Origin of the sequence: Streptosporangium sp. NPDC050284 (genome assembly GCF_044459525.1) — a bacterium.
Classification (GTDB): Bacteria; Actinomycetota; Actinomycetes; order Streptosporangiales; family Streptosporangiaceae; genus Streptosporangium.
Genome location: NZ_JBITIZ010000006.1, coordinates 268,012 through 293,204, shown reverse-complemented (window position 1 = coordinate 293,204; position 25,193 = coordinate 268,012). Strand labels below are relative to the sequence as shown.

The window sequence follows — 25,193 nt, the reverse complement described above, 5'->3', positions numbered from 1 at the left end:
CATCACGACGGCATCCCCTCGGGACGACGGCTGACAGATGGCGGCGTGGGTCGATGTGCGGGCGGTCATTCGACGTGACCGCTCGCGAAGTCCTACGGCTTTACGGCCAGGCCACCGTAGGCCCACGCGTGGCCGCCGCCGGGAATCGGTTCCTGGTATTCGTCCTCGTCCGGCCGCCAGGTGACCACTTCGACGAGCCCGGGAGGCACCATCGTCCAGCCCTGGAAGAATTCCGTCACCTGCGCGTGAGTTCGGGGAACCATGGGCGCCGTACTCTTGTCATAGGGCTTGGTGAATTCCTCTTTGGGCACCTTCGGTGCGAAGTCGAGCGTGATGTGCGACACCAGCATCCGGCTACCCGAGGGGATGGCCGCTTTGTATTGCTCGACCAGCTCGCAGGGTTTTTCTTCCTCGGTGATGAAGTGCAGGACACCGGCCATGATGAGCGCCACCGGCCGGGTGAAGTCGATGACTTCGGTGATCTCCGGATGCGACAGGATCCGATCCGGATCCCGCAGGTCCGCCTCGATCACCGTGGTCATGCCTTCTTCGCTGCTCGCCAGCAGGGCACGTCCATGCGCCAGGACGATGGGATCGTTGTCCACGTACGCCACGCGAGCTGCTGGATTGACCTGCTGAGCGATCTCGTGGGTGTTCCCCTGCGTGGGGATGCCGGTGCCGATGTCTAGAAATTGGGCCATTTTAGCGTTTTCGGCGAGATAACGTACGGCTCGGCCGAGAAACGCCCGATGGGCGCGTACCCCCTCTCGCGTGCCAGGTGAAAGCTTGGCGAGCTGCTCCCCCACCTCGCGGTCGGCGGCGAAGTGGTCTTTGCCGCCCAGGAGATAGTCATATACGCGTGCCGGGTGAGGGATCGTCGGGTCGATTCGCGCGCCGGGCGCATTGGCATCGGCCGCCTGAGCACTTACTCGGTTGATGGAATCGGCCATTGATGCTCCTCGAAGATATGCCTGTATCGACGCGGCCGTCGATACAGAACGCGACTCGCACACTGTAGCCCGTTACCAACCGGTTCGCCGCTTATGCGTATCGGCTGACGGCCGACATCGATGCTCATGACCAATGGGCGGGGACGGCCCGATGAACCTACCCTCGGCGTATATAACCCATAACTACATCAAGCTCCCAAAGAATGTCATCCTTCGCGATTCGATTGAACCGTTTCATTGTTCACCGGGTACGGCCCGTGACCGTTGAAACGGCTTCGTCTCCGGCGGAGGGGTGCTCTCGCCGCCGAGCCGGGGTTCATCCTGTCAGGCCCTCGCAGGTGATCGGCGGGGTGGCCGCCGTGCCGTGGGCGATGAAGCCGAAGGTGGTCGAGGCACCCGCCGCGACGGAGCCGTTGTAGGCGGCGTTGCGGACGGTCACGCTGGAGCCGGACGCGGTGTGCCGGCCGTTCCACAGGCTGCTGACGGTCTGCCCGCCTGGCCAGGTCCACCGCACGGTCCACCCGTTGATCGGCGCGCTGCCCGCGCTGACCGTCACCGTCGACTGGAAGCCACCCGGCCAGGTGTCGTTCGTCCGCATCGTCGCCGAGCACTGGCCGGTCCGGGGAGTCGGTGTGGATTTTGGAGTCAGTGTGGGAGTCGCTGTGGGGGTGGGGTTCGGATCGGCGGCGTTGAGTGCGTCCAGGACGGCGTTGTAGGCGGGTTTCTTGTCGCTGCCGCTGAAGAGCAGCGGAGTGTCGCTCGAACGCCAGGAGTCCTGGTCGCGGACGCCCCACACGGTGATGCCAGTGCAGCGCGCCACGGCCAGGCAGTCGTTGACCACGTTGGCGTAGGTCTGAGCGGGGGCACCTTGGATGTCCAGCTCGGTGATCTGTACGTCCACGCCGAGGGCGGCGAAGCTGGAGATGGTGGTGCGGTAGTTGCTGTTGTACGGGCTGCCGCTGTTGAAGTGCGACTGCAGGCCCACGCAGTCGACCGGCACGCCGCGCGCCTTGAAGTCGCGGACCATGTTGTAGACGGCCTGGGTCTTGGCCCAGCTCCAGTTGTCGATGTTGTAGTCGTTGTAGCAGAGCTTGGCGGCCGGGTCCGCGGCCCGCGCGGTGCGGAAGGCGACCTCGATCCAGTCGTTGCCGGTGCGCTGGAAGTTGGAGTCGCGCCGCCCGCCGGAGTTACCGTCGGCGAAGGCCTCGTTCACCACATCCCAGGCGTAGATCTTGCCCCTGTAGTGGTTCATCACACCGTTGATGTGGTCGATCATCGCCTGACGAAGGCTGCTGCCCGAGAGCGACTGCATCCAGGTCGGCTGGCCGGGGTGCCAGAGCAGGGTGTGCCCGCGCACCCGCTTGCCGTTCTGCACCGCCCAGTCGTAGATGCGGTCGCCACTGGTGAAGGTGAACTGGCCCCGCCACGGCTCGGTGGCGTCGATCTTCATCTCGTTCTCGGCGGTGATCATGTCGAACTCACGGTTCGCGATCGTGGTGTACGCCGAGTCACCGAGCTTGCCCGCACTGATCGCGGTGCCGAAGTAGCGACCGCTCTGCTGGGCCGCAGCGGCCAGCGTGGACGCGGCCGCGTCGGCCGGGAGCGGCATCGTCTGCGCGGAGACCATGCCGAGGATTCCGACCGCTGTGGCCAGCAACGCGCGTCGCAGGCCACGGAAACGTCCGCGGGTTCGGGAGGGGGGTAACGCGTGCGAGCTCATGCCTGCCTCCATGACTGGACTGACGATGCGGAAGGTCCCGGAGCGTCCATGTGTACGGCGTCTCGGCCCCGGTCGCCGTGTCCATCGGCGGCCGGGGCCGAATTCTCGCTCTCGCTCCCTTGGGATCAGCGGTCGGCGGTGCGGGTAAGCGGTCAGAAGTTCTTGTTGCGAACCGTCCAGGGGGCCCTCGCCGCCAGTCCCGACGGGCTGAGGATGTAGGCGCGTGCCGTGGCGTTGTCGTTGAGGGTCATGTCCAGGAACTGGACCACCGCGGTCATGCCCTCGTTCATCTGCGCGCCGGTGATGAACCCGACGTGACCGGCTTGCGGATGCTCGGCCAGCACGGACGGTACGCGCGCGAGGTCGTAGTTGGCCCGGCTGTTGTCGTAGGCGATGTCGGAGGGGCCGCCGTGCATGAACATCGCCGGGGTGTGCAGCTTGGACAGTTCCGAACGCGGATATCCGAACGAGCCGTCCGCGAAGAGTCCGCTGTCCAGTGAGACGACACTCTTGACCCGCTGGTCCTGAGCGGCGATCAGCGCTTCCAGTCCTCCACAGGAGTGGCCGGCCGTGGCGACCCTGGACAGGTCGAGGCGCTGGTAGAGCGGTGAGCCGGTGCGGGCGTTCTCCCGTTCGGCCCAGCCGATACCGTCGGTCAGCAGCGACGGTATCGGAGAACCGCTCGCCACCCCGTTCGGCGAGTTGTCGACCGACGCGGTGTTCACCACGACGATTCCGCGGGCCGCGATGAACGTCAGCGCTCGGACGACCTCGCTCCCGTTGGTGTGGGCGCACGCCCCGTTACCGAAGAGCAGCACGGGCATGGCGCGCCCGAGGGCCGCCGGATTCGTCGGTCTGTACACGGTGTAGCGGTTGGTGCCGTACGCCCCCTCCCGCGTGACCGGGAAGTTGTTCTCGATGAGCGGCCGGTTGGAAGGGTCGGGAGTCGGGGTCGGAGTGGGAGTCGGCGTCGGCGTGGGGGTTGGAGTGGGGGTCGGTGTCGGAGAGGGAGTGGGCGTCGGGGTGGGCGAGGCGATGACGCCGGTGCAGGTCACGCCGTTCAAGGCGAAACTGGACGGCACCGGGTTGGAGCCGTTCCAGCTTCCGTTGAAACCGAAGCTCGTGCTGCCTCCACTGGGGATGCTGCCGTTGTAGGGGGCGTTCGTCACCGTGACCTGCGCCCCGGACTGGACGACGGTGCCGTTCCACAGCTGGGTGATGGTCTGCCCTGCGGGGAACGACCAGGTCAACCTCCAGCCGCTGATCGGGTCCCCGAGGTTGTCGACGTTCACACTCGCGCCGAAGCCGCCCTGCCACTGGCTGGTGACCGTGTAACTGACCCGGCATCCGGCCGCCGACGCCGACGCCGACGCCGACGCCGACGCGATGTGCGTACCGGCCACACCGGCACCGACCATCAACAGCGCGGCTGCGACGGCTGCCGACGGCTTTAACCGCAGGCGGAGGGAAGTGAGGTGTCGCATCGATCATTCCAATCTCGAGACATGGCGTTCCGCAGGAAGAAAGCGTCATCGCGGAACCCCGGCCGAGGACTCGCTACGGCGGTGGCCGAGGTTCCGCTGCTCGCCCGCGGGCCGCCCGGCGACCGGGAGGGCGGGCTGTTCCACGTGGTACGGGGTTCCCTCGCCCAGTCAGAAGGCGAGGCCATGCGTCGTCGCGACGAACGGTCACCCCGGCCTGCCACGGTGCCCTGGCGAGGGGATGGGGCGTTGGCTCCCATCCCCTCGCCGCTGGTGACCGGGTCAGGCGGTGGTGCAGGTATTGCCGTTGAGGGTGAAGGAGCTGGGTTTGGAAGTGTTGCCGCTGTGGGTGGCCTGGAAGCCGATCTCAAGGCTGGCCCCGGGGGCCAGGGCGGCGTTGTAGCCGACGTTGGCCGCGTTCACGGTGCCGGTGGTGGGACTGTAGGTGGCGTTCCAGCCGCTGGTGATGGCCTGGCCCGAGGGCAGGGTGAAGCTCAGGGACCAGCCGTTCAACGCCGTCGAGCCGGTGTTGGTGATGCTGATGGCGGTGGTGAAACCGTTGTTCCAGCTGTTCATCGTGTACGCCACCCGGCAGGCCCCTGTCCCAGGTGTGGGGCTTGGTGACGGGCTTGGGGTGGCGCTCGGCGACGGACTTGGTGAGGGAGTGGCGGTGGAGGAGAACTGCGTGAAGAACTTCCACACCTCTGCCGGCACCCATGTCCTGGAGCCGCTGTCACCGGGGGCGCCGTCCTGCGGGGCGGCGATGTGGCCTTCGTCGAAGGCGGCCCAGGCGACCGGATAACCCGCCCGGCACCCGGAGTAGGTGGTGACGCGGTGCGTCAGACTGCCCTGGCTGGGCTCGGGAGGGTTCTGCGCGGTGCATCCGTTGTTGCGGACGAACGTGTCCCGCAGAGACCGGCCGCTGCCGACGCCGAGGACCGAGTCCCTGATCCCGTGGATTCCGAGGTAGGCGATGGGCTGGGTGCCGCCGCTACAGCCGCTGAGCAGCCCGCCGGACTGCACCGCGACGGCGCGGAAGACGGTGGGCCGGGAACACGCCAGCGAGTAGGACATCGCCCCGCCGTAGCTGAATCCCAGCGCAAAACGCTGGGAGGTGTCGACGCACAGATCGGCTTCGATTTGCCGAAGGATGTTGTCGACCAAGGTGACATCCTCGCCACCGGAGTTGGCCCATCCGTTGTTGAGCCCCTGGGGTGCGACGAAGATGGCGCTGTTGTCGGCCAGCCTCTGCAACCCGTAGTAGGCCCATACGTCGCGCTGTACGGTCTGCCCGGTCGCCACGTCGGTGGCGGTGCCGTTCAGCCAGTGGAACCCGAAGATCAGCCGGTAGGGGCGGTTGTTGTCGTAGCCGTCGGGAATCCGCAGGATGTAGGAGCGGTTCTTGCCGTTGTTCTGGATCGAGTAGGTGCCGCTGCGCAGGGTCGGCGCCTTGCCGCACCCGGCGGTCGGGGCCATCGCGGCCAGGCCGCCGGACGAGGTGGTGCCGGCGCTGTGGCTCAGCGCCGCGTGAACCTGGACCAGGACGAGGAGCACCGCGATACCGGCAGCGGCGAAAATGGACTGAGTTCGTGAGATCACGTTGCCTTCTCTGGATTTGGTCTCGACGACATGGCTGGAAACCCTCACTCCTTCCTCTCGGACCAGGCACCGAGGTGCCGATGACGGCACACCAGGGTCTGCGCGCAGGCCGTTGCCGGCCTGTGGTGGGGGGGTTCAGCCCGGCGGACCGAATCGGCCGTCGAACCTTTGCCGCACGTTTCTCGCACACGGCGGCAATCGTCGGAGAAAGCAGCACCGACATCATGATTCGGCATGCACCATCGGCAAATCGGCACACCGGCCGATCACGGTCCTGGCTATATCTCCAAAGTAAGGTCGGTGATTGTTAACGCTAGCATTTCAGCGCGTCGGATTGCGCGTTACGGTAGGCGCGGGAAAGCCGGGCTGTCAAGCAAGGGCGTGGGGTTCATGCGTGGATACGGCCGGCGGGGTGAAACTTTCATCTCGAGGCGCCGACGGGCGACCCCGTCCAACAACGAGAATGCAGGTCATGGCGTTGAAGAACCACAAATCGCTATCTCAATGAATACGCTTATGCTGAGAGGCCTAACATCGTTGAATAAACCCCGCGAAACTGCCTTTCATGGGGATGGCCGCATGGGCGGATTGACCGACTAATCAGAAACCATGATTGTTCACGGCAAAGCTCGCATTCACCCAGCTTCCATGTCGAGAAACTCAAGCTCCACGTGGCATACATCGAGGTGGGCAAGGGGTCGCACAGAGCCGATCGAGCCCCATTTCTCCGAGGCTGCCTGGGAGAAGAGTTCCCTCAGCGGCGAGAGCGGTGAAAGCTGCGTCGAAATCGCCGGAAACCTCCCCGAGGTCGTCGCCGTCCACGACAGCAAAAATCCCGCAGACCCAACCCTCTCCTTCACCTCAGGACCTCAGGCGAGTGGCAAAACTTCCTCAATGCGGTGAGGGCGGGCCGGTTCGACTGACCGGCGAGACCGCTCTCGACAGTTCGATCCGGAGCAACGCTCTTGGCCGAGAATCGCACCCTCGATCATTTTCAGCGATCAGACGTGCGTACGCCCTCCAGGCAGCGGAAATCAATGCATCCGCAGACTCACTCCAATGTAGTACATAAGTAGTACCATGGGAACATGGAAGCCACAGCCCGCGAGTTCAACCAGCAGTCCGCCCGGATCCTCGCCGCCGCCGAGCACGGAGAGACGGTCGCCGTCACCAAGAACGGCCGCCACATCGCCACCCTGGTACCCGCCCACCAGGCCGAGCCACCATTCCCGTTCCCCACCGACCCCATGGGCGAGGACGATCTTCCCCTGTTCGACGGGCCTGCCGATCTGTCAGCACGCACCGACGCTTTCCTTGCCGAGGGTTTCGGCCGGTGAACGTGCCTGTGGCCATCGCTGACACCTCCGCTCTGCTGGCGACCTTCAACCGCCAGGACGCCGAGCACGTCGCCTGCGTCAAAGCCCGCGCACAGGTGGGCCATCTGGTCATCTCTCCACTTGTCCTGGCCGAGCTCGACTATCTGATCACGAGCAGGATCGGCCAGCATGCCGCTTTCGCAGTCCTCGACCACATCATGGGCAGAATCGACGTGAAACGATACGAAGTACCCGAGGTGTCACCGCATCTGCGCACCGCCGGCGCGCTCATGACTCGCTACCGGACGATGAACATCGGCCTGACCGACGCGATGAACGTGGCTCTGGCAGCCGAGTTCCGGACCGACGCCCTCTTCACTCTTGATCGTGAACACTTCCGCGCGATCCGCCCGCTCACCGGCCACGAATGCTTCCGGCTCCTGCCCGACGACATTTGATGAGATCGACAGCGTCGAGTCGGTCAGCCCAAATCGTCACGACGCTCTCCTCGATCGCAGGAGCATCTCCAGGTTGACGGCTACTGTCGCTGGTAACAACGGTTCGACCTGGCGCCGGCTCAACCCCGGACAGCAGGCACTGCTGGTCGGAGTCCACCTGCGCAAGGGGGAGACGTTGCTCGCGCGACGTTCGCCCACTTTGGACCAGGCGCTGCGCACGGCCAAGCGCACCGGATACGCCTTCGTCGTTTTGGACGGCACGCTCATCCCGATCGAGCGGGTCGCCGCCGACCGACCGTACTACTCCGGAAAACACCACCATCACGGCATGAACGTCCAAATCGTCGCCGCTCCGGACGGTACGCCGTTGTGGACGTCGGGCTCCCTTCCAGGGTTCGTGCACGACCTGACGGGGGCGCGGATCTGGGGCATCATCCGGCGTCTGGAGAGCGCCGGACTGATCACCCTTGCCGATAAGGCCTACATCGGCGCTGGTCGGCGGGTGCTGGTGCCGTACGAAGGGAGGAAGAAGCCCGCCTCGCAGAAGGCGGCCAACTTCGCCCACGCCAAGTTCTGCGGCCCCGGCGAGCGGACCAATGCGGTGCTGAAGACCTGGCGCATCCTACGGAAACTACGCTGTTGTCCCCTTCGCGCAGGTCAGCTCATCAAAGCCATCTGCGTTCTCCAAGCCCGCGAATCGGGATGAAATACGTTCAAGGAACCTTTTTCCTCCTCAGGCGGCGTCGGCAAGCCGTACGCCTTTCAGGCGGTGAGCAGCAGGGCCGCCACGGTGGCCGGGACGGCCACCACGACCAGTGCGGTCCCCGCCAGCACGAAGGTGCGTATCGGCACCCGCACTCCCCTGCGGCGGCACCACTCGAACCAGAGCAGGGTGGCGAGGGAGGCCCACGGGGTGATCACCGCGCCGACGTTGGTGCCGATGAGCAGGGCGAACAGCGTTTCCCGGTCGCCGACGGGGATGACCTGCTCCACGGCGGTGTAGGCGGGCAGGTTGTTGATCAGGTTGGACAGCACCGCGCCGACGGCCGCCACTCCATAGGCTCCATCACCCGCGTGGGTCCCGATCAGGGTGCCCATCACCGAGGCCAGGCCGTGCCGACTCAGCGTGGGCACCACCAGGAACAGGCCCAATACGAAGACGAGCAGCTGCCAGGGGAACAGGGCGAAGGTGAGCTTGGCACGGTCCCGCCAGGCGAAGGCGGCGACCATCAGGGCCGCCCCAGCCAGGGCGGCGAACTGGATCGGCAGTTCCAGGAGGATCGCGGCGACGAACAGTACGCAGACCCCGGCCGCGATTCCGAACAGCACCCGATCCGCGACGGGCTCGGGGATCGGCGGGGTGTAGCGATCGGCGCCGCGCCGGCCTCGGCGCCAGAAGAAGGCCCACAGGAAGATCATGGTGATCGCGATCGCGACGAGCTGGGGGATCCAGAGCCTTCCCGCGAACTCGCGGGTGGACATCTCCACCCGTCCCAGGACCAGGAGGTTCGTCAGGTTCGAGACCGGCAGCAGCAGGCTGGCGGTGTTGGCCAGCCACAGGGTCGTCATGGCCAGCGGCAGCGCGGCGATCCCGGTCCTGGCCGCGAGGGCGAGCATCACGGGCGTCAGCAGTACCGCGGTGGTGTCCAGGTTCAGGAAAATGGTGACCAGCGACGCGAAGGTCGTGCAGAGCAGGAAGAGGACGGCGTACCCACCGCCGCCCAGCATCGCCAGCCGGGTCGCGATCACGTCGAAGAGCCCGGCCTCCTTGACGAGGTCGGCGAGAACGACCACCGCGGCGAGGAAGAGCAGGATGGGCGCGATCCGCTCCATCTGGCTCTCGGCCTCCAGCAGGGGAAGCAGGCCGGTCGCGACGAACAGGAGTCCGAGGCCCAGCAGCGCGAGCCGGATCCAGTCCAGGAGGTGCAGTTGTCGCAGCACATCGGAAATGATCGCACGCCTCACCTGGGCGGATCGCTCCAGGAGGAGGACCGGGCTCAGTCGGCGGCGCGGGCCGTCAGGTCGGACCAGAGGCCGTCCATCCGGGCCTCCAACTCCTCCAGGGTCCCCTCGTTCGGCACCACGATGTCGGCGATCTCCAGCCGCTCCTCGCGGGTCGCCTGGGCCGCGAGCCTCGCCCTCGCGTCCTGCTCGCTCATGCCGCGCAGCTCGACCAGCCGGGCCACGCGCACCTCGTCGGAGGCGTCGACGACGATCACCACCTCGTACATGGGGGCGAGCTTGTTCTCCGCCAGCAGCGGCACGTCGTAGATCACGATGCTGCCGGGGGCAGTCTGCTCCTGCAGCTCGGCGACCCGCGCGCCGACGAGGGGGTGGACGATGGCGTTGAGCGAGGCGAGTTTCTCGGAGTCGGAGAAGACGATCGAGCCGAGCTTCTCCCGATCGAGTGAGCCGTCCTCGCGCAGGATGCCCGTGCCGAAGACTCCGGTCACGCGCGCCAGCCCGGGGGTTCCCGGCTCGACCACCTCTCTGGCGATCTTGTCGGCGTCGATGATCACGGCACCACGGGCGCCCAGCCTCCGGGAGACCTCGCTCTTGCCAGATCCGATGCCACCGGTAAGCCCCACCATCAACATGATCCGCAGCATACGCCGTACCGGCCGTGCTCCGGTGCGGTCGGCGACGAGGTCTTCACATCGGGTCGCCGGGCGAGGGTCGCCGTTTCTCCTTCCCCACTTCCTACGGGGCGGTCGGCCCCGCCACCGCGCCCTTCCTGCAAAGCGGTCGTCATCGCTGAGTCCCACCGCCGCGCATCCCTTCTGCGAGGCGGTCCCCGGGTAGGAGACCGGAATCGCCCCTCTTGGCGTCGGAGGTCACGCCTGCCGCCCCTTCAAGCACAGGACGCTCCGGGAGACCGAGCGGCGTACCGGGGCGCCCCTGGGTGCCCTCAGAGCTCCCTGCGCATGTGCACCAGGGTGAGGTGGTCGGTCATCCGTTCCCTGCGCGTCTCGCGGTAGCCGTGGCGACGGTAGAGACGCAGGTTGCCCTCCGACAGATGGCCGGTGAACAGGTCGAAGGCGAGCGCCGTGGCGGCCTCCTCGTGCAGGGCTGCCAGCAGGGCTCCGCCGATGCCCTCGCCCTGCCGGTCGGGGGCGACCACCAGACGGCCGACCAGGCAGGTCGTGCCGGACATCCGGCCGCGGACCGCGCCCACGATTCGCGCTCCGTCGCGGGCGACGAGCACGGTCGCCGTCTCGACCGCCTTGCGGACCTGGGCGATCGACTCCACGAGCGGCGCGATGAACGGGTCGCCGTAGAGCTGGGCCTCGCTCACGTAGGCGGCGCGCTGCACGGTCAGGATCTCGCCCGCGTCCTCGGGTTCCGCCCACTCGATCACGGTCACGGCGCCACCCTAGCGGCCGGGCGAGAGATCCCGGCAGGGGAAGCGCTCCGGGAACGTGGAAAGGGCCCCGCCGGAGCGGGGCCCTTTCTTCGATCTTCTACCGCGTTGTCAGCGCCGTCGGCACCGGGTCAGCTCTGGCCGCCCGCGAGCTTCTCGCGCAGGGCCGCGAGAGCCTCGTCGGAGGCGAGGGCACCTGCCGCCGGAGCGGAGGAGCCGCTGCTGCCGCTGGAGGAGGAGCCGGTGGAACCCGGAGCCGGGGTCTCGCCGGAGTAGGACGTGGGGGCCGCCTCGCCCGCCTCGGCCTCGGCCTTGCGGGCCTCCTCGACCTGCTTCTTGTGAGCCTCGAAGCGGGTCTGAGCCTCGGCGTACTGCCGCTCCCACTCCTCGCGCTGCTTGTCGAAGCCTTCGAGCCACTCGCCGGTCTCGGAGTCGAAGCCCTCGGGGTAGATGTAGTTGCCCGAGTCGTCGTAGGTCGCCGCCATGCCGTACAGCGTGGGGTCGAACTCGACGTCGGCGCCGATCGCACCCTCGTTCGCCTGCTTGAGCGAGAGCGAGATCCGGCGGCGCTCAAGGTCGATGTCGATGATCTTCACGAAGATCTCGTCGCCGACCTGAACGACCTGCTCGGGAATCTCGACGTGGCGCTCGGCCAGCTCGGAGATGTGGACCAGGCCCTCGATGCCCTCCTCGACGCGGACGAACGCACCGAACGGCACCAGCTTGGTGACGCGACCCGGAACGACCTGACCGATCTGGTGGGTGCGGGCGAACTGCTGCCAGGGGTCTTCCTGCGTCGCCTTGAGCGACAGGGAGACGCGCTCGCGCTCCATGTCGACGTCGAGCACCTCGACGGTGACCTCCTGGCCGACCTCGACGACCTCGGAGGGGTGGTCGATGTGCTTCCAGGAGAGCTCGGAGACGTGGACCAGACCGTCGACGCCGCCGAGGTCGACGAACGCACCGAAGTTGACGATCGAGGAGACGACGCCCTTGCGGACCTGACCCTTCTGCAGGGTGTTGAGGAACGTCTGGCGAACCTCGGACTGGGTCTGCTCAAGCCAGGCACGGCGGGAGAGAACCACGTTGTTGCGGTTCTTGTCGAGCTCTATGATCTTCGCTTCGAGCTCGCGGCCCACGTACGGCTGGAGGTCGCGGACGCGCCGCATCTCGACCAGGGACGCCGGCAGGAAGCCACGCAGGCCGATGTCGAGGATGAGACCACCCTTGACGACCTCGATGACCGTGCCGGTGACGATGCCGTCCTCGTCCTTGATCTTCTCGATCGTGCCCCAGGCCCGCTCGTACTGAGCGCGCTTCTTGGACAGGATCAGGCGGCCTTCCTTGTCTTCCTTCTGGAGAACAAGGGCCTCGACGTGCTCGCCAACCTCGACGACATCCGCCGGGTCGACATCGTGCTTGATCGAGAGCTCTCGCGAGGGGATGACACCCTCGGTCTTGTAGCCGATGTCGAGCAAAACTTCGTCTCGATCGACCTTGACGACGGTGCCCTCGACGATGTCGCCGTCGTTGAAGTACTTGATGGTCAGGTCGATCGCTGCGAGGAACTCTTCCTCGGAGCCGATGTCGTTGACCGCTACCTGCGGGGTGCTCGAGGTGGCCTCAGTGCTGCTCGTCATGTGTGGAGTTGCTCCGAACGCGGACAGATGTCGATGTGGCGAACGCGCGGCAGGCTTCTTACCGTCAGCCGAAGAAAAGTATCGGCGTGATCGAGCGCGAGCCCACTCCGTCCGAGACACGCGCGAGCCCACAACGCAGCGATCAGCATATGAGACCAGACGGGTATGGTCAATCCAACGACTCTATGCGCCCACGTGCCGGAAGGATAACGATCTCGCTTAATAAGCGTTGATCTTCTTCCTCTGGTCCGCCCTGATACTACCTCGAAGCCTGTCCGGGATGGAGATGCGTTCGGGGTCGCCGTCGGCCGTGTAACGCTCGCCGGGATGCTTGTTCAACCACCCGAGCCAGTGGTCCGAACACCACTTGCGGCACTCCCCCTTTTTGCCGTTGCTCTGGATCCGCTGGATCGCGCGCCAGTCGTAGCCCTTGACGAACGGCGAGACCGACGGCTCGGCGCCGGCCAGGAAGACGCCCTTGAACCGATAGGAAACGCCGTGCCATTTTCCCGACTGCACGGTAGATCTTTTGCGGGGCATCGCGCCGAACGGCAGCGCCAGCGTCTCCGAGGGGGGCACGCCGAGTCTCTTCAGCAGCCGCTCGACCCTGGCGAGCTGCTCGGCGATCTTCTTCTTGGGCAGGCTCGGCAGGTGGGGGTGGCCCCAGGTGTGGTTCGCCACCTCGAAGCCCCGCGAGACCAGCCATCGCACGGCCCGTTCCTGATCTTTCTGCTCGCGCAGGCCGAACGGCTGTTGGTTGACCCAGAAGGTGGCGACGGGCCGGAAGCCGGGATACTTCACGGCGACCTGGTAGATGATGCCGACCGCGGTGTCCTTGACCGGGGTGCCGTCCGCCTCAAGGGCGAAGTGGCTGGGATGGCCGTCGTCGAAGGTGAGCACGACCGGATACCTGCCCGCCGGGATGTCCATCCTGCCGGTGGCGAACTCGCGTGCGGTGACCGGCACGTAGCCGTCCCTGGCGAGCCTCTCCAGCTCCTTGCGCACCTGGGCGGGGGTGCGGTCGATCGACGCCAGCCGCTTGCGGGTGATCCGGTGGTACATCAGGATCGGGACCACACCGGCCTCGTTCGCCTTCACCTGCCGCGCGAACTCCGCCGAGGCGGTGATCGGCGGCGGCAGTTCGGCCGAGGGCAGGTCGGGTGTCGGCGAGGGGGACGCGGAGGAGGTCGGGGGCGGACCGCTCGCCGTCCCCTGCCGGGGGGCGCCGGGCGGCGCCGAGGCGGACGGGAGGACCAGGAGCCCTGTCAGCGCCACCGCGATGACCAGCACGTTGGCCAGCATGATGATCTTCGTCAGGGGGGTCGTACTCCGCACTGAACTCCCGTGCCCGTCGAGCTTTCCGGCTTGGATCACCACCTTAGAACAGGCTTCGGACAGGCCCGGCCGATCGGTGGGGCCCGACGGGGCGGAAACGGTCTCTCCCCATCCGGGAGATGATCGCCAGGACCAGGCGTCCTCCCAGGTGGGACCGGTGAGGCTCCCGGTGGTCGACGTCCTCACAAGTTTGTGAGAGAGCCTGTGGGATGGTGCCCGCCGAATGGGCCGTCGGCGCCCGAAGTCTCCACAGGCGCGGCCGAGAGCCGGTTGGGCGGTGTCCGGCGGACGGGCCCCGGGCACCGTCGGCGCCCGGCGCCTCCCAGATGCGGCCGAGAGCCGGTTGGGACGGCGCCGACCGTCCTCAGGAGTCGGGCGCCCCCCAGAGGCCGTCAGTGCCCGCCGGCCGTCCTCCGGAGCCGCCCCGGGGACCCGTCAGTGGCCGGCGTCCTCCCAGGTGCGGCCGACGCCCACCGAGACGGCGAGCGGGACGCGCAGGGAGTATGCGGCGTTCATCCGGTCGGTGACCAGCTCCCGCAGGGTCTCCAGCTCGCCCGGGGCCACTTCGAACACGAGCTCGTCGTGGACCTGCAGCAGCATCCGGGAGCCGAGGGCCGCCTCCTTCAGCGCGCCCTGCACGTTGAGCATCGCGACCTTGATGATGTCGGCGGCCGACCCCTGAATGGGCGCGTTGAGCGCCATCCGCTCGGCGATCTCGCGGCGCTGGCGGTTGTCGCTGTTGAGGTCGGGCAGATAGCGGCGGCGGCCGAGGATGGTCTCGGTGTAGCCGTCGTTCCTGGCCTGCGCGACGATCGCGTTGAGGAAGTCGCGGACGCCGCCGAACTCCTCGAAGTATTCCTCCTTGAGCGCCCGCGCCTCGGAGACCGGGATGTTGAGCTGCTCCGAGAGCCCGAAGTCGGACAGGCCGTAGGCGAGGCCGTAGTTCATCGCCTTGATCTTGGCCCGCATCTCCCCGGTGACCTTCTCCGGCTCGACGTCGAAGACCCTCGCCGCGGTGGCCATGTGGAAGTCGTGCCCGGACTCGAAGGAGGCGATGAGCGCCTCGTCACCGGACAGGTGGGCCATCACGCGCAGCTCGATCTGGCTGTAGTCGGCGGTGAGCAAAGTCTCGAAGCCCTTGCCGACCACGAAGCCCTGCCGGATGCGGCGGCCCTCGGCGGTGCGGATCGGGATGTTCTGCAGGTTGGGCTTCTCCGAGCTGAGCCGGCCGGTGACGGCCACGATCTGGTTGAACGTGGTGTGGATGCGGCCGTCGTCGGCGATCTCCTTGATCAGGCCCTCGACGGTGACCTTCAGCTTGGCCTGGTCGCGGTGGCGCAGCATGATCGTCGGCAGCTCGTGCTCGGTCTGGGCGGCGAGCCAGGCCAGCGCGGAGGCGTCGGTGGTGTAACCCGTCTTGGTCTTCTTCGTCTTGGGCAGGTTGAGCTTGACGAACAGGATCTCCTGGAGCTGCTTGGGCGAGCCCAGGTTGAACTGCTCGCCGCCCACGGACGCGTGCGCCGCCTCGACCGCCTGCTTGACCGCGGCGCCGAACTCGGCCTCCAGGCCGCTGAGCTGCTCCCTGTCGGCGGCGATGCCGACCCGCTCCAGCTCGGCGAGCACGGTGACGAGCGGCAGCTCCACGTCGCGCATGAGGTGGGTGCCGCCCAACGGCTCCAGGAACGTCTCCAGCGCGTCGGCGAGCTCGCCGACCGCGAGCGCCCGCAGGGCGAGGTCGTGGGCGCCGTCGTCGTCCTGGTCGTCGAAGAGGCTCGCCTGGCCGCCGTTGTCGGTCTCACCGCGCAGCTCGCGTCGCAGGTAGACCCGCACGAGGTCTTCCAGCGGGAACGAGCGCTGCCCCGGCATCGCCAGGTAGGCCGCGAGCGCGGTGTCGCAGGTGAGGCCGCGCAGCTCCATGCCCTGCGCCCACAGCGCGAGCATCGGGCCCTTGGCGTCGTGCACGGCCTTGGGCTTCGAGGCGTCGGCGAGCCACTCGCGCAGAGCCGCCTCGTCGGCCTCGGTCAGTGTGGTCGGGTCGATGAACGCGGCGCCGGGGCCGCCCGGGGCCGCCTTCCCCTCCCCCGCGCCGGCTCCCGCTCCGGCCGCCGCGACGGCGATGCTGTCGACACGGCCGGTGCCGCTGCCGTAGGTGCCCTTGAAGGCGAGGCCGGCGCGGCCCTCGGGCAGCGCGCGCAGCCACGGGGCCACCTCGTCGGGGCCCAGGGTGACGACCTCGACCTCGAAGCCCTCCTCCGCCTCGGCCTCGGGCGAGCCGATCGTCTTGAACAGCCGGTCGCGGATCTCGCCGCGGAACTCCAGCGTGTCGAGGATCTTGTTGATCTCGTCGCGGTCGGTCGTGCCGATCTGCAGGCTCGTGACCTCGTGCTCCAGCGGCACATCGCGGATCAGCTGGGTGAGGCGCCGGTTCATCAGCACCTGGTCGAGGTGGTCGCGGAGCTTGTCGCCGACCTTGCCCTTGACCTCGTCGACGCGGTTGACCAGCTCCTCCAGCGAGCCGAACTCGCGGATCCACTTCGCCGCGGTCTTCTCGCCCACACCGGGGATGTTCTTCAGGTTGTCGCTGGAGTCGCCGCGGATGGCCGCGAAGTCGGGATATTGAGCCGGGGTGAGCTCGTACTTCTCCAGCACCGCCTCGGGGGTGAAGCGGGTCATGTTGCTGATGCCGACGCGGGTCATCAGCACGGTGATCCGCTCGTCGACGAGCTGCAGCGCGTCGCGGTCGCCGGTGACGACGAGCACGTTCATGCCCTGCTCGGCGGCGCGGGTGGCGAGGGTGGCGATCAGGTCGTCGGCCTCGTAGCCGGCGAGCGACAGGTGCGGCACGCCCATCGCGTCGAGCACCTCGTGGATCAGGCTCATCTGGCTGCGGAAACTGTCGGGGCTCGCGCTGCGGTTCGCCTTGTAGTCGGCGTACTCCTCGTGCCGGAACGTCGGCTCCGAGCGATCGAAGCAGACCGCCATGTGGGTCGGCCGCTCGTCGCGGAGCACGTTGACCAGCATCGAGGTGAAACCGTAGACCGCGTTGGTCGTCTGGCCCGTGCTGGTGGAGAAATTCTCCTCCGGCAGGGCATAGAACGCCCGATAGGCCAGTGAATGCCCATCCAGCAGCAGGAGACACGGTCGAGTGGGGGTCGCTTCGCTCTTCGGCACAAAGAAAGCCTAGTCTCCTGGTGCGACAGAAAACCTGGCCTCGCACGACAGGAGACTTCCCTTTGACCGTGACAGACCCCGAGGAAGCCGCTCGGCGGATCGAGGAGGCGCTCGGCGCCTCGTACAAGAACACGCTGGTGGAGCTGATGGGCATCGTCATCACCGAGGCCGATGCCGAGCGGGTGGTGGGCACGATGCCGGTCGAGGGCAACATCCAACCCTTCGGCCTGCTGCACGGCGGCGCCTCGTGCGTGCTGGCGGAGACCCTGGGGTCGACGGGAGCGACCCTCCACGCGGGTCCCGGGCGGGTCGCGATGGGTATCGAGATCAACGCCACCCACCACCGCGCGGCCACGTCAGGGCTGGTCACCGGGGTCGCCACCCGGATCCACGGCGGCCGTACGCTCGCCACCTACGACGTCGAGATCCTCGACGAGCAGGGCCGCAGGGTGTGCACCTCACGCCTCACGTGCATGCTCCGCGACGCCTGAGGCGTCCGAATCGCGCCCGATCACGTCCGCCGATCGCCTGATCACATCTCGTCCTCGATCATATTCCGACCGCCTTTTTGCCTTCCTCGCGCAACCGGTCCGCTACGGTGGGTGACGGTGATGCCCGTGGGGAGGCCGAGTAGAAAACGTACGGGGTCGGGGAAGCTCCGTATGGCGCCAAAGGCCTCCCCCGGGCTCGCCGGGTCCACACGCCCTGGGGTTCGCGGGCCTGCCGTGCGGCCCGCGCCGGGCGGGCGCGGGCCGTACGGGGGCGGGCTTGGCCGCCGACGCGCGTCAGATGTCGGTGTGCGTCGGGTCGAGCACGCGGCGCAGGAAGGTCTTCGTACGCTCGTGCTGGGGCGCGCCGATCACCCGCTCGGGACTGCCGTCCTCCACGATCACGCCGCCGTCCATGAACACGACCCGGTCGGCCACGTCGCGCGCGAACGCCATCTCGTGGGTGACCACGAGCATGGTCATCCCCTCCTCGGCGAGCTTGCGCATGACCGTGAGCACGTCTCCGACGAGCTCGGGGTCGAGCGCCGAGGTGGGCTCGTCGAAGAGCATCAGCGCCGGGCTCATCGCGAGTGCCCTCGCGATGGCCACGCGCTGCTGCTGCCCGCCGGAGAGCTGGGCGGGGAAGGCGTCGCACTTCTCGCCGATGCCGACCTTCTCCAGGTTCTCCCTCGCGATCCGCTCGGCCTCCGCCTTGCCCCGCTTCAGCACCCGGCGCTGCGAGATCATCACGTTCTGCAGGACGGTCATGTGCGGGAACAGGTTGAACTGCTGGAAGACCATGCCGACGCCCCGGCGGGCGGCGTCGATGTCGACGTCGCGGTCGGTCAGCTCCACGCCGTGGACGAAGACCTTGCCCGACGTGGGCTGCTCCAGGAGGTTCACGCAGCGCAGCAGCGTGGACTTGCCGGAGCCGGAGGGGCCGATCACGCAGACCACCTGGCCGGGGTCGACGGCGAAGTCGATGCCCCGCAGGACTTCGTTCTTGCCGAAGTACTTGTGCAGGTCACGGATCTCGACCGCGTGGTTCGCCGGGGCCTCCGGGGTTTCCGGATTCGCTGAGCTCACTGTCACCGTCCCCTCGCCTGTCGCCTCTCCAGCCGGGACGCGAGGTAGCCCAGCGGGATGGTGACCAGTAGATACGTCACGCCTACGACCAGGATGGGCGTGGCGTTGGCATAGGTCGAGGCCGTGTCGTTGCCGAACTTGGTGAGCTCGACGTAGTCGCCGGAGACGCCGAGGAACAACACCAGCGAGGAGTCCTTGAGCAGGGACACGAACTGGTTGGTCGTCGGCGGGATGACGATGCGAACGGCCTGCGGGATGACGATGGAGACCATGGCCCGCGTGTGCGACATGCCCAGCGAGCGCGCCGCCTCCATCTGCCCCTTGGGCACCGCCTGGAGTCCGGCGCGGAGCGTCTCGGCCATGTAGGCCGAGCCGACGATCGTCAGGCCCAGGATGCCCTGGCCGTACGTGCCGCCGGGGATCTCCAGGCCGGTGATGGCGAGCGGCAGGAACAGGATGAGCAGGAAGATCAGCAGCGCGGGCAGGCCGCGGAAGATCTCGATGTAGGCGACCGCGATCCACCGGTAGGGACGCACCGACGACAGCCGCATCAGCGCGAGCACCAGGCCGAGCAGGAAGGCGAAGACGAAACCGCCGACCGAGTAGATGATCGTGTTCTTCAGCGCGACCGTGAACAGGTCGGGAAGCGTCTTCTCGGCGACGTCGAGCTTGGTGAAGTTCTCACCGAGCTTGCCCCACTCGATGCGCAGGGCGAGGAAGACCGCCACGGCCACCAGTACGACGTACTGGACGGCCCTGCTGATCTGCTGCCTCTTGCGGGGACTGAGCCCGCTCCTGCCGGGGGCGCCCCCGGCAGGAGCGGGCTCAGTCGTCTTTGGCTGGTCGGTCATCGATTAGCCGAGCTCGCCGGGCTTCTTACCGAACCACTTGACGAAGATCTGCTCGTAGGTGCCGTCGGCCTTGGCCTCGGTGATCGAGTCGTTGATCGCCTTGAGCACGATCGGGTCGGCGCCCTTCTTCAGGCCGACGCCGTACTGCTCGCCGGTGTCGAGGCTGGCGACCAGCTCGAACTTGTCGGCGATCTCGGGCTTCTTCAGCCAGGTCAGGACGACCGGGAGGTCCTGGACGATCACGTCGACCTGGCCGGACTGCAGGCCGAGCAGTTCCTTGGGAGAGTCGGCGAACTCCTTGGGGTCGAAGCCCTTCCCCTTGACGTAGTCGAGGCCCGTGGTCGAGGCCTGGGCGCCGAGCTTGAGGCTCTTCGCCTTCACGTCGTCGAGGGTCGTGACGCCGGTCCCCTTCTTGGCCAGCAGAGCCTGCGTGGCGTCGAAGTAGGGCACGGAGAAGTCGATGTTGGCCTTGCGCTCATCGGTGATCGTCATACCGGCGGCGGCGACGTCACACTTGTTGGTGGCCATCGCCGCACCGCTCTTGATGACGGCGAAGTCGATGTCGACGATCTCCTGCGTCAGGCCGAGCTTCTTGGCGGCGAGGTCGACGATGTCGACGTCGAAGCCGACGACCTTGTCGCCCTCCTTGAACTGGAAGGGCTCGTACGGAAGGTTGGTGCAGGTGGTCAGCTTGCCGGGAGTGACGAGCTTGGGACCCTCCGCGGCCGCGGGAGCACTTGCCGAGGCACCATCGCTTGGGCTGGCGGTGGTGGACGCGCCACCCCCGCAGGCCGAAAGGCCGAGCGCACCGGCGACGACCATGGCGCCCACCGCCATCGCACGACGGGAAACAAAACTCAGGCCCACGAAGGCCTCCTTACGGTCAATGTCGCTTCTTGTATGGATACCTCAGTGCAGGTCATGCTTCATCACCTGCATAACCATGCAGATCACCACTACGACACAATTCGGACAACAACCGCGGTCAGGGGGCTCTGTTCAATACCCTGCCCCCACGCGGATCGAGACGTCGGCACTTGCCTGATCGTCAACCGTCATCCGGGGAGCCGTTGAACCAGAGGATCTACCTCGACTACCTTGCCGGATGTGCGTGATCCCCTGAAGCCGCTTGCCGGTGCCGCCCTCGCCGCCTTCCTCCTGTCCGGCTGCTCGGGAGCGCCCCAGGCGAGCCCCGCCTCCCCCCGGGCCACGCCCACCCCGACCTACGAGCTCCCGCCGCGCCCGGTGCGGCCGGGTGAGAGTCCCGTCAAAGCCGCGCCGGTCAACGACGGTGACACCCGCTTCCAGGTGATCGGCCTGCAGAAGGGCCTGAGCGGCTTCTTCGGCAGCCACGCCGAGTGGCAGGCGAAGGGGCAGTACGTGGTCGTGCGGATCCTCGTGGAGAACCCCGGCCGCACCAACGCCCGCTTCGACGCCAAGCGGCAGAAGCTCGTCGCCGCCGACGGCGCCACCTACACGGTCGACAAGTTCGCGCAGGCCATCAAGCGGCAGCCCGACGAGCTCCCGCTCGGCGCCCAGGTCAGGATCGAGCTGGACCTCTGGTACGACATCCCCAAGGAGGCGAAGGTCTCCGCGATCCGGCTGTTCGGCGACCCGCCTCTCGGCGTGACCGGCAGCACCGACGGCGTGCAGGTGCCGCTGCCCTGAAGCCGGCCCCGGTCTCCCCCACCACCCCGGCGCCGCGCGGAGCGGTCCCGGGGCCCGTGAGGGGTCTTCGACGTCCGAGGTGCCCTGACGCTCTTCCTGCGGGCTCCTCTTGGGCAGGGGAGCCTCCCGTACCGGGTGCTCCTCGCCGTACTCGCACGGACGGGCCCGCCGCGCGGAGCGCGCGACGGACCCGTCAGGTGCCCTCAGACCCGTGCGGGCCGTGGAATCACGGCCTCAGGGCGACTCTTCCCTGCTCTCCTTCGGAGCGGGGCTCTCCTTCGGAGCGGGAGCCGGAGCCGAGGCCGCCGGAGCGGCCTGTGCCTTTGCCTCCGCCTCCAGGTCGATCTCCGCGCCGCCGCCCAGATAGGCGGCCTGCACGGCGGGGTCGTTGAGCAGCTCGTCCGCGGGCGCGCTCTTGACCACCTTCCCGGTCTCCAGGACGTAGGCGCGGTGGGCCAGCTTCAGCGCCTGCTGTGCGTTCTGCTCCACCAGCAGCACCGTGGTGCCCCGGCGGTTGATCTCCTCGATGATCTCGAAGATCTGCTGCACCAGCAGCGGTGCCAGGCCCATCGACGGCTCGTCGAGCAGCAGCACCTTGGGCTTGGCCATCAGCGCGCGGCCGATGGCGAGCATCTGCTGCTCGCCACCGGACATTGTGCCGCCCATCTGGTTTCTGCGCTCGGCCAGGCGGGGGAACAGCTCGTAGACCTCGGCCAGGTCGGCGCTGAAGTCGCCGGAGCGGGTGTAGGCGCCCATGAGCAGGTTGTCGTGCACCGTCATGCCGGGGAACACTCCCCGGCCTTCGGGCGACTGCCCCAGTCCCGCGATGACCCGCTTGTGGCCGGGCATCTTGCTGATGTCCTGGCCGTCGAAGAGGATGCTCCCCGACGTCAGGCCGCGCAGGCCCGAGATCGTCTTCAGGGTCGTGGTCTTGCCCGCCCCGTTCGCCCCGATGAGCGTGACGATCTCGCCCTCGTTCACCTCGACCGAGATGCCCTTGAGCGCCTCGATCTTGCCGTAGTGGACACGGATGTCCTTGACCTCAAGAAGCATCGGCGGGAGCTCCCAAATACGCCTCGACGACCCGGGGGTCGGTCCGCACCTCGTCCGGCAGACCATCGGCGATCTTCTGGCCGAAGTCCAGCACCGCGATGCGGTCACTGATGCCCATGATGAGGCTCATGTCGTGCTCGATGATCAGGATCGTCCGGCCCGCGTCGCGGATGTCCCGGATCAGCTGCTGCAGCGCCACCTTCTCCGCCGGGTTCATACCGGCGGCGGGCTCGTCGAGCAGCAGCAGCTTCGGGTTGGTCGCGAGCGCGCGGGCGATCTCCAGACGGCGCTGGTCACCGTAGGGCAGGTTCTTGGCGTGCTCGTTGGCGCGGTGCGAGATGCCGACGAAGTCGAGCAGCTCCATCGCGAGCTTGCGCCCGTCCTTCTCGGCCCTGCGGTGCCAGGGAAGCCCCAGCGCCACGCTGACCATGCCCGACTTGTGGTGCGCGTCCGCGCCCACCATCACGTTCTCGATCGCCGTCATGTTGTGGAACAGCCGGATGTTCTGGAACGTGCGGGCGATGCCCCGCTTGGTGATCTTGAACCGCTTGATGCCGCTGATCTTCTCGTCCAGAAAGCGGACCTCGCCCTCGGTCGGCTGGTAGACGCCGGTCACCACGTTGAACACCGTGGTCTTTCCCGCGCCGTTCGGGCCGATGAGAGCGAAGATCTCTCCCTCGTTGACGGTGAGGTTCACCTCGCGCAGTGCCGTGACACCGCCGAACCGCATGACGAGGCCCCTCAACTCCAGCATGGCGCGACCAGCGCGTTCCACCTGGACCGCCTCGAGGTTCTTACCTTCCGGATTCACCTCGGCCGGATCCACTTCGGCGCTCACTTGGAAGCCACCTCCTCGCCGTGCGACTCGGGCCCGGGAACCTCGGCTCCGAGCGTACCCATCCCGCCTGACCCCTCTTTCAGCTCCGCCTTGCGTTGGCGCGATGGCAGCAGACCCTCCGGACGGAAGATCATCAGCGCCACGAGCACCGCACCGAAGATCAGCATGCGGTATTCCTGCAGGCCGCGGAACCGCTCGGGCAGCCACGCCACCACGAAGGCTCCCAGCATGACACCCGGCAGGTTGCCCGCGCCGCCCATGACCACCGCGGCCAGGATCGTCGCCGACAGCAGGAACTGGAAGTCGTTCGGGTTGATCGAGATGGCCTTCGCCGCCCACAGCACGCCCATCAGGCCACCGATGGAGGCACCGATGGCGAAGGCGAGCATCTTGAAGCGGAACGTCGGCACGCCCATGACCTCGGCCGCGTCCTCGTCCTCGCGGATCGCCGCCCAGGCGCGCCCGACCCGGCTCTTCTCCCAGCGCTTCACCAGGATGATCACAACGACGGCGAGCGCGACCAGCAGGTAGTAATAGGGCCGCGGGTCCAGCACGCCGTACTTGAATGGATCGACCCCGAACACCTCGGAGAAGTTGAAGCCGAGGAAGTGGAAGTCCTCGACGCTCGGCGGGTGCGGGATGCCGCGGATGCCGTTCGGACCGCCGATCTCGTCGGTGTTGCGGGCGGTGATGCGAATGATCTCACCGAAGCCCAGCGTGACGATCGCCAGATAGTCACCGCGCAACCGCAGCGTCGGAGCGCCCAGGGTGAGGCCCGACAGGGCGCAGATCCCGATGCCGACCAGCATGATGAGCCAGAAGTTCCAGCCCAGTCTGGTGCCGAGCAGCGCCATCGCGTAGCCGCCGACCGCGTAGAACGCGACGAAGCCCAGGTCGAGCAGGCCCGCCTGGCCGACCACCACGTTCAGGCCGATCGCCAGGACCACGTACGTCCCGATCGGGAAGAACAGGATGCTCGCCCAGTCGGTGTAGGGCGACATGAAGGGGGCGAGGCTCTCCGAGGGCAGCAGCAGCGCCGCGACGATCAGGAGCACATAGAGGATCCAACGCTGCCAGCCAGGAGTGGTCTGCCAGCGATCGTGCATGACGTCGCCGAAGCGGCCGAGACCCGAACGGAAGCCTGCCAGGGGATTCTTCTGGTTCATGCGCGCGCCTGCTGGAGTGATTCACCGAGGATGCCGGTGGGGCGGAACATCAGGACCAAGATGAGGATGGTGAAGGAGATCACGTGTTTCCAGTCGGAGCCGAAGAAGATGGCTCCGTAGTTCTCCACCAGCCCGAGCGTGATTCCGCCGACCAGAGCGCCCCGCAGGTTACCGATACCGCCCAGGACCGCCGCGGTGAACGCCTTGATACCGAAGAGGAATCCGACGTAGTAGTGCGTGTTCTCGTATGAGATCAGGTAGAGCGCTCCCGCCACACCGGCCATGCTGCCACCGACGAGGAAGGTCATCCGCACGATCCTGTTGATGTCGACACCCATCAGGACGGCCGCCTCGGGGTTCTGCGCGGTGGCGCGGATACCCCGGCCGATCTTCGTCCGGTTCACCAGGGCGTCCAGCGCGATCATCATGCCGATGGCGGCGACGATGACGAAGACCTGGTCGACCCGGACCGTGTGGCCGAAGATCGAGAAAAGCTCGGTCCGCTCCATGATGCGGGGCAGGGCCATCTGGATCCTGCCCTGCTCGGGACGGTTGAAGACGTTCGGGATCACCAGGAGCGCGAACAGCTCCTGCAGGAAGATCGAGGCGCCGATCGCCGAGATCAGCGCCGCCAGCCGGGAGGCGCCGCGCTTGCGCAGCGGCCGGTAGGCGATGCGCTCCAGCCCCACCGCGACGGTCGCCGAGGCGATCATGCCGGCCAGGATCATCGCGACGACGAGGCCGACCAGCGCGATGCCCGTGAGGGGGGAGTTGATGCCGAACACGAACGGTACGAGCATCGCACCGAAGGTCCCGATCATGAAGACTTCGGAATGCGCAAAGTTGATCAGCCGCAGCACGCCGTACACCATCGTGTAGCCGAGCGCGATCAGGGCATAGATCGATCCGAAGGACAGGCCGTCGATCGTCGCCGGCCAGAACAGATTGATGAAGTCATTGAGCACTAGGGTTTACCACTTCTAGCGGGGGTCGCCTGCACGTCCGGGTAGCA

General features: G+C 67.2%; 23 protein-coding genes. 6 read left to right on the top strand and 17 right to left on the bottom strand.

The genetic code is table 11. The features are described from left to right. Positions 1-92: 92 nt before the first annotated feature. The 4 genes from ACIBH4_RS16870 to ACIBH4_RS16855 all read right to left on the bottom strand — a co-directional run bounded on the left by ACIBH4_RS16870 (position 93) and on the right by ACIBH4_RS16855 (position 5,750). Entirely contained in the window at positions 93-950 is an 858-nt protein-coding gene (locus ACIBH4_RS16870; protein WP_362766643.1) for an SAM-dependent methyltransferase, read from the bottom strand. Positions 951-1,266: 316 nt separating this feature from the next. Further along, positions 1,267-2,670, bottom strand: coding sequence for an endo-1,4-beta-xylanase (locus ACIBH4_RS16865; RefSeq protein ID WP_362766646.1), 1,404 nt, complete (start codon positions 2,668-2,670; stop codon positions 1,267-1,269). A 152-nt stretch (positions 2,671-2,822) separates the two neighbouring features. Further along, positions 2,823-4,073, bottom strand: a complete 1,251-nt coding sequence (locus ACIBH4_RS16860) for a cellulose-binding domain-containing protein (protein WP_362766649.1) — start codon at positions 4,071-4,073, stop codon at positions 2,823-2,825. Positions 4,074-4,433: 360 nt separating this feature from the next. After that, complete coding sequence (locus tag ACIBH4_RS16855; RefSeq protein ID WP_362766652.1) at positions 4,434-5,750, bottom strand: cellulose binding domain-containing protein; 1,317 nt, start codon at positions 5,748-5,750, stop codon at positions 4,434-4,436. Positions 5,751-6,359: 609 nt separating this feature from the next. Between ACIBH4_RS16855 and ACIBH4_RS16850 the strand changes: the two genes are divergently transcribed. From ACIBH4_RS16850 to ACIBH4_RS16835, 4 genes are all read left to right on the top strand, one after another. Then, positions 6,360-6,653 (top strand): DUF397 domain-containing protein, encoded by a 294-nt coding sequence (locus tag ACIBH4_RS16850; RefSeq protein ID WP_399172309.1) that lies wholly within the window; start codon positions 6,360-6,362, stop codon positions 6,651-6,653. A 185-nt stretch (positions 6,654-6,838) separates the two neighbouring features. Further along, on the top strand, positions 6,839-7,087 hold the full coding sequence (locus ACIBH4_RS16845) for a type II toxin-antitoxin system prevent-host-death family antitoxin (RefSeq protein ID WP_362506677.1): 249 nt from the start codon (positions 6,839-6,841) through the stop codon (positions 7,085-7,087). Then, on the top strand, positions 7,084-7,524 hold the full coding sequence (locus ACIBH4_RS16840; RefSeq protein ID WP_362506680.1) for a PIN domain-containing protein: 441 nt from the start codon (positions 7,084-7,086) through the stop codon (positions 7,522-7,524). Before ACIBH4_RS16845 ends, ACIBH4_RS16840 begins: the two co-directional genes overlap by 4 nt. A gap of 64 nt (positions 7,525-7,588) precedes the next feature. Then, positions 7,589-8,230, top strand: a complete 642-nt coding sequence (locus tag ACIBH4_RS16835) for a transposase family protein (RefSeq protein ID WP_362507263.1) — start codon at positions 7,589-7,591, stop codon at positions 8,228-8,230. 56 nt (positions 8,231-8,286) lie between these two features. On the opposite strand, the gene ACIBH4_RS16830 is transcribed toward ACIBH4_RS16835, so the two are convergent. From ACIBH4_RS16830 to polA, 6 genes are all read right to left on the bottom strand, one after another. Next, entirely contained in the window at positions 8,287-9,465 is a 1,179-nt protein-coding gene (locus ACIBH4_RS16830; RefSeq protein WP_362506683.1) for an SLC13 family permease, read from the bottom strand. A gap of 56 nt (positions 9,466-9,521) precedes the next feature. Continuing rightward, entirely contained in the window at positions 9,522-10,121 is a 600-nt protein-coding gene (gene coaE / locus ACIBH4_RS16825) for a dephospho-CoA kinase (RefSeq protein ID WP_362506686.1), read from the bottom strand. Between the two features lie 311 nt (positions 10,122-10,432). Next, positions 10,433-10,888: a GNAT family N-acetyltransferase gene (locus ACIBH4_RS16820; protein WP_362506689.1), complete on the bottom strand. Its 456-nt coding sequence runs from the start codon at positions 10,886-10,888 to the stop codon at positions 10,433-10,435. A 128-nt stretch (positions 10,889-11,016) separates the two neighbouring features. Next, complete coding sequence (rpsA, locus tag ACIBH4_RS16815) at positions 11,017-12,525, bottom strand: 30S ribosomal protein S1 (protein ID WP_362506692.1); 1,509 nt, start codon at positions 12,523-12,525, stop codon at positions 11,017-11,019. Positions 12,526-12,744: 219 nt separating this feature from the next. Further along, entirely contained in the window at positions 12,745-13,860 is a 1,116-nt protein-coding gene (locus ACIBH4_RS16810) for a polysaccharide deacetylase family protein (protein WP_362766655.1), read from the bottom strand. A 435-nt stretch (positions 13,861-14,295) separates the two neighbouring features. Then, positions 14,296-17,031: a DNA polymerase I gene (gene polA, locus ACIBH4_RS16805; protein WP_362766658.1), complete on the bottom strand. Its 2,736-nt coding sequence runs from the start codon at positions 17,029-17,031 to the stop codon at positions 14,296-14,298. A gap of 68 nt (positions 17,032-17,099) precedes the next feature. Here polA and ACIBH4_RS16800 point away from each other — a divergent pair, with 68 nt between their 5' ends. Next, positions 17,100-17,522 (top strand): hotdog fold thioesterase, encoded by a 423-nt coding sequence (locus tag ACIBH4_RS16800; protein ID WP_386211623.1) that lies wholly within the window; start codon positions 17,100-17,102, stop codon positions 17,520-17,522. Between the two features lie 294 nt (positions 17,523-17,816). Here ACIBH4_RS16800 and ACIBH4_RS16795 read toward each other — a convergent pair whose 3' ends face one another. From ACIBH4_RS16795 to ACIBH4_RS16785, 3 genes are read right to left on the bottom strand one after another with little or no spacing between them, the layout of a single operon-like run. After that, entirely contained in the window at positions 17,817-18,611 is a 795-nt protein-coding gene (locus ACIBH4_RS16795; RefSeq protein WP_399172304.1) for an amino acid ABC transporter ATP-binding protein, read from the bottom strand. Further along, positions 18,608-19,456, bottom strand: a complete 849-nt coding sequence (locus ACIBH4_RS16790; RefSeq protein ID WP_362506704.1) for an amino acid ABC transporter permease — start codon at positions 19,454-19,456, stop codon at positions 18,608-18,610. Before ACIBH4_RS16790 ends, ACIBH4_RS16795 begins: the two co-directional genes overlap by 4 nt. 3 nt (positions 19,457-19,459) lie before the next feature. Next, positions 19,460-20,323 carry an ABC transporter substrate-binding protein gene (locus ACIBH4_RS16785; protein WP_362506707.1) on the bottom strand — a complete coding sequence of 288 codons (864 nt, stop codon included), beginning with the start codon at positions 20,321-20,323 and terminating at the stop codon, positions 19,460-19,462. Between the two features lie 240 nt (positions 20,324-20,563). On the opposite strand from ACIBH4_RS16785, the gene ACIBH4_RS16780 reads away from it, so the two are divergent. Continuing rightward, positions 20,564-21,124, top strand: coding sequence for a DUF4352 domain-containing protein (locus ACIBH4_RS16780; protein WP_362506710.1), 561 nt, complete (start codon positions 20,564-20,566; stop codon positions 21,122-21,124). Between the two features lie 234 nt (positions 21,125-21,358). Here the strand turns inward: ACIBH4_RS16780 and ACIBH4_RS16775 are convergent, their stop codons facing one another. The 4 genes from ACIBH4_RS16775 to ACIBH4_RS16760 form a co-directional block, all read right to left on the bottom strand. Further along, positions 21,359-22,177, bottom strand: a complete 819-nt coding sequence (locus tag ACIBH4_RS16775; RefSeq protein WP_362506713.1) for an ABC transporter ATP-binding protein — start codon at positions 22,175-22,177, stop codon at positions 21,359-21,361. Beyond that, positions 22,167-22,931 (bottom strand): ABC transporter ATP-binding protein, encoded by a 765-nt coding sequence (locus ACIBH4_RS16770; RefSeq protein WP_362507269.1) that lies wholly within the window; start codon positions 22,929-22,931, stop codon positions 22,167-22,169. Before ACIBH4_RS16770 ends, ACIBH4_RS16775 begins: the two co-directional genes overlap by 11 nt. Before the next feature lie 80 nt (positions 22,932-23,011). Beyond that, positions 23,012-24,181 (bottom strand): branched-chain amino acid ABC transporter permease, encoded by a 1,170-nt coding sequence (locus ACIBH4_RS16765; protein WP_362506716.1) that lies wholly within the window; start codon positions 24,179-24,181, stop codon positions 23,012-23,014. Continuing rightward, positions 24,178-25,146, bottom strand: a complete 969-nt coding sequence (locus ACIBH4_RS16760; RefSeq protein WP_362766664.1) for a branched-chain amino acid ABC transporter permease — start codon at positions 25,144-25,146, stop codon at positions 24,178-24,180. The genes ACIBH4_RS16765 and ACIBH4_RS16760 overlap by 4 nt, the downstream gene beginning before the upstream one ends. Positions 25,147-25,193 lie beyond the last annotated feature (47 nt).

Bases quoted from the DNA above. Each gene is read 5' to 3' on its own strand.
- ACIBH4_RS16765 (WP_362506716.1), bottom strand. From the start codon at position 24,181: ATGAACCAGAAGAATCCCCTGGCAGGCTTCCGTTCGGGTCTCGGCCGC.
- ACIBH4_RS16850 (WP_399172309.1), top strand. From the start codon at position 6,360: ATGATTGTTCACGGCAAAGCTCGCATTCACCCAGCTTCCATGTCGAGA.
- ACIBH4_RS16845 (WP_362506677.1), top strand. From the start codon at position 6,839: ATGGAAGCCACAGCCCGCGAGTTCAACCAGCAGTCCGCCCGGATCCTC.
- rpsA (WP_362506692.1), bottom strand. From the start codon at position 12,525: ATGACGAGCAGCACTGAGGCCACCTCGAGCACCCCGCAGGTAGCGGTC.
- ACIBH4_RS16865 (WP_362766646.1), bottom strand. From the start codon at position 2,670: ATGAGCTCGCACGCGTTACCCCCCTCCCGAACCCGCGGACGTTTCCGT.
- ACIBH4_RS16775 (WP_362506713.1), bottom strand. From the start codon at position 22,177: ATGCTTCTTGAGGTCAAGGACATCCGTGTCCACTACGGCAAGATCGAG.
- coaE (WP_362506686.1), bottom strand. From the start codon at position 10,121: ATGTTGATGGTGGGGCTTACCGGTGGCATCGGATCTGGCAAGAGCGAG.
- ACIBH4_RS16790 (WP_362506704.1), bottom strand. From the start codon at position 19,456: ATGACCGACCAGCCAAAGACGACTGAGCCCGCTCCTGCCGGGGGCGCC.
- ACIBH4_RS16870 (WP_362766643.1), bottom strand. From the start codon at position 950: ATGGCCGATTCCATCAACCGAGTAAGTGCTCAGGCGGCCGATGCCAAT.
- ACIBH4_RS16770 (WP_362507269.1), bottom strand. From the start codon at position 22,931: ATGCTGGAGTTGAGGGGCCTCGTCATGCGGTTCGGCGGTGTCACGGCA.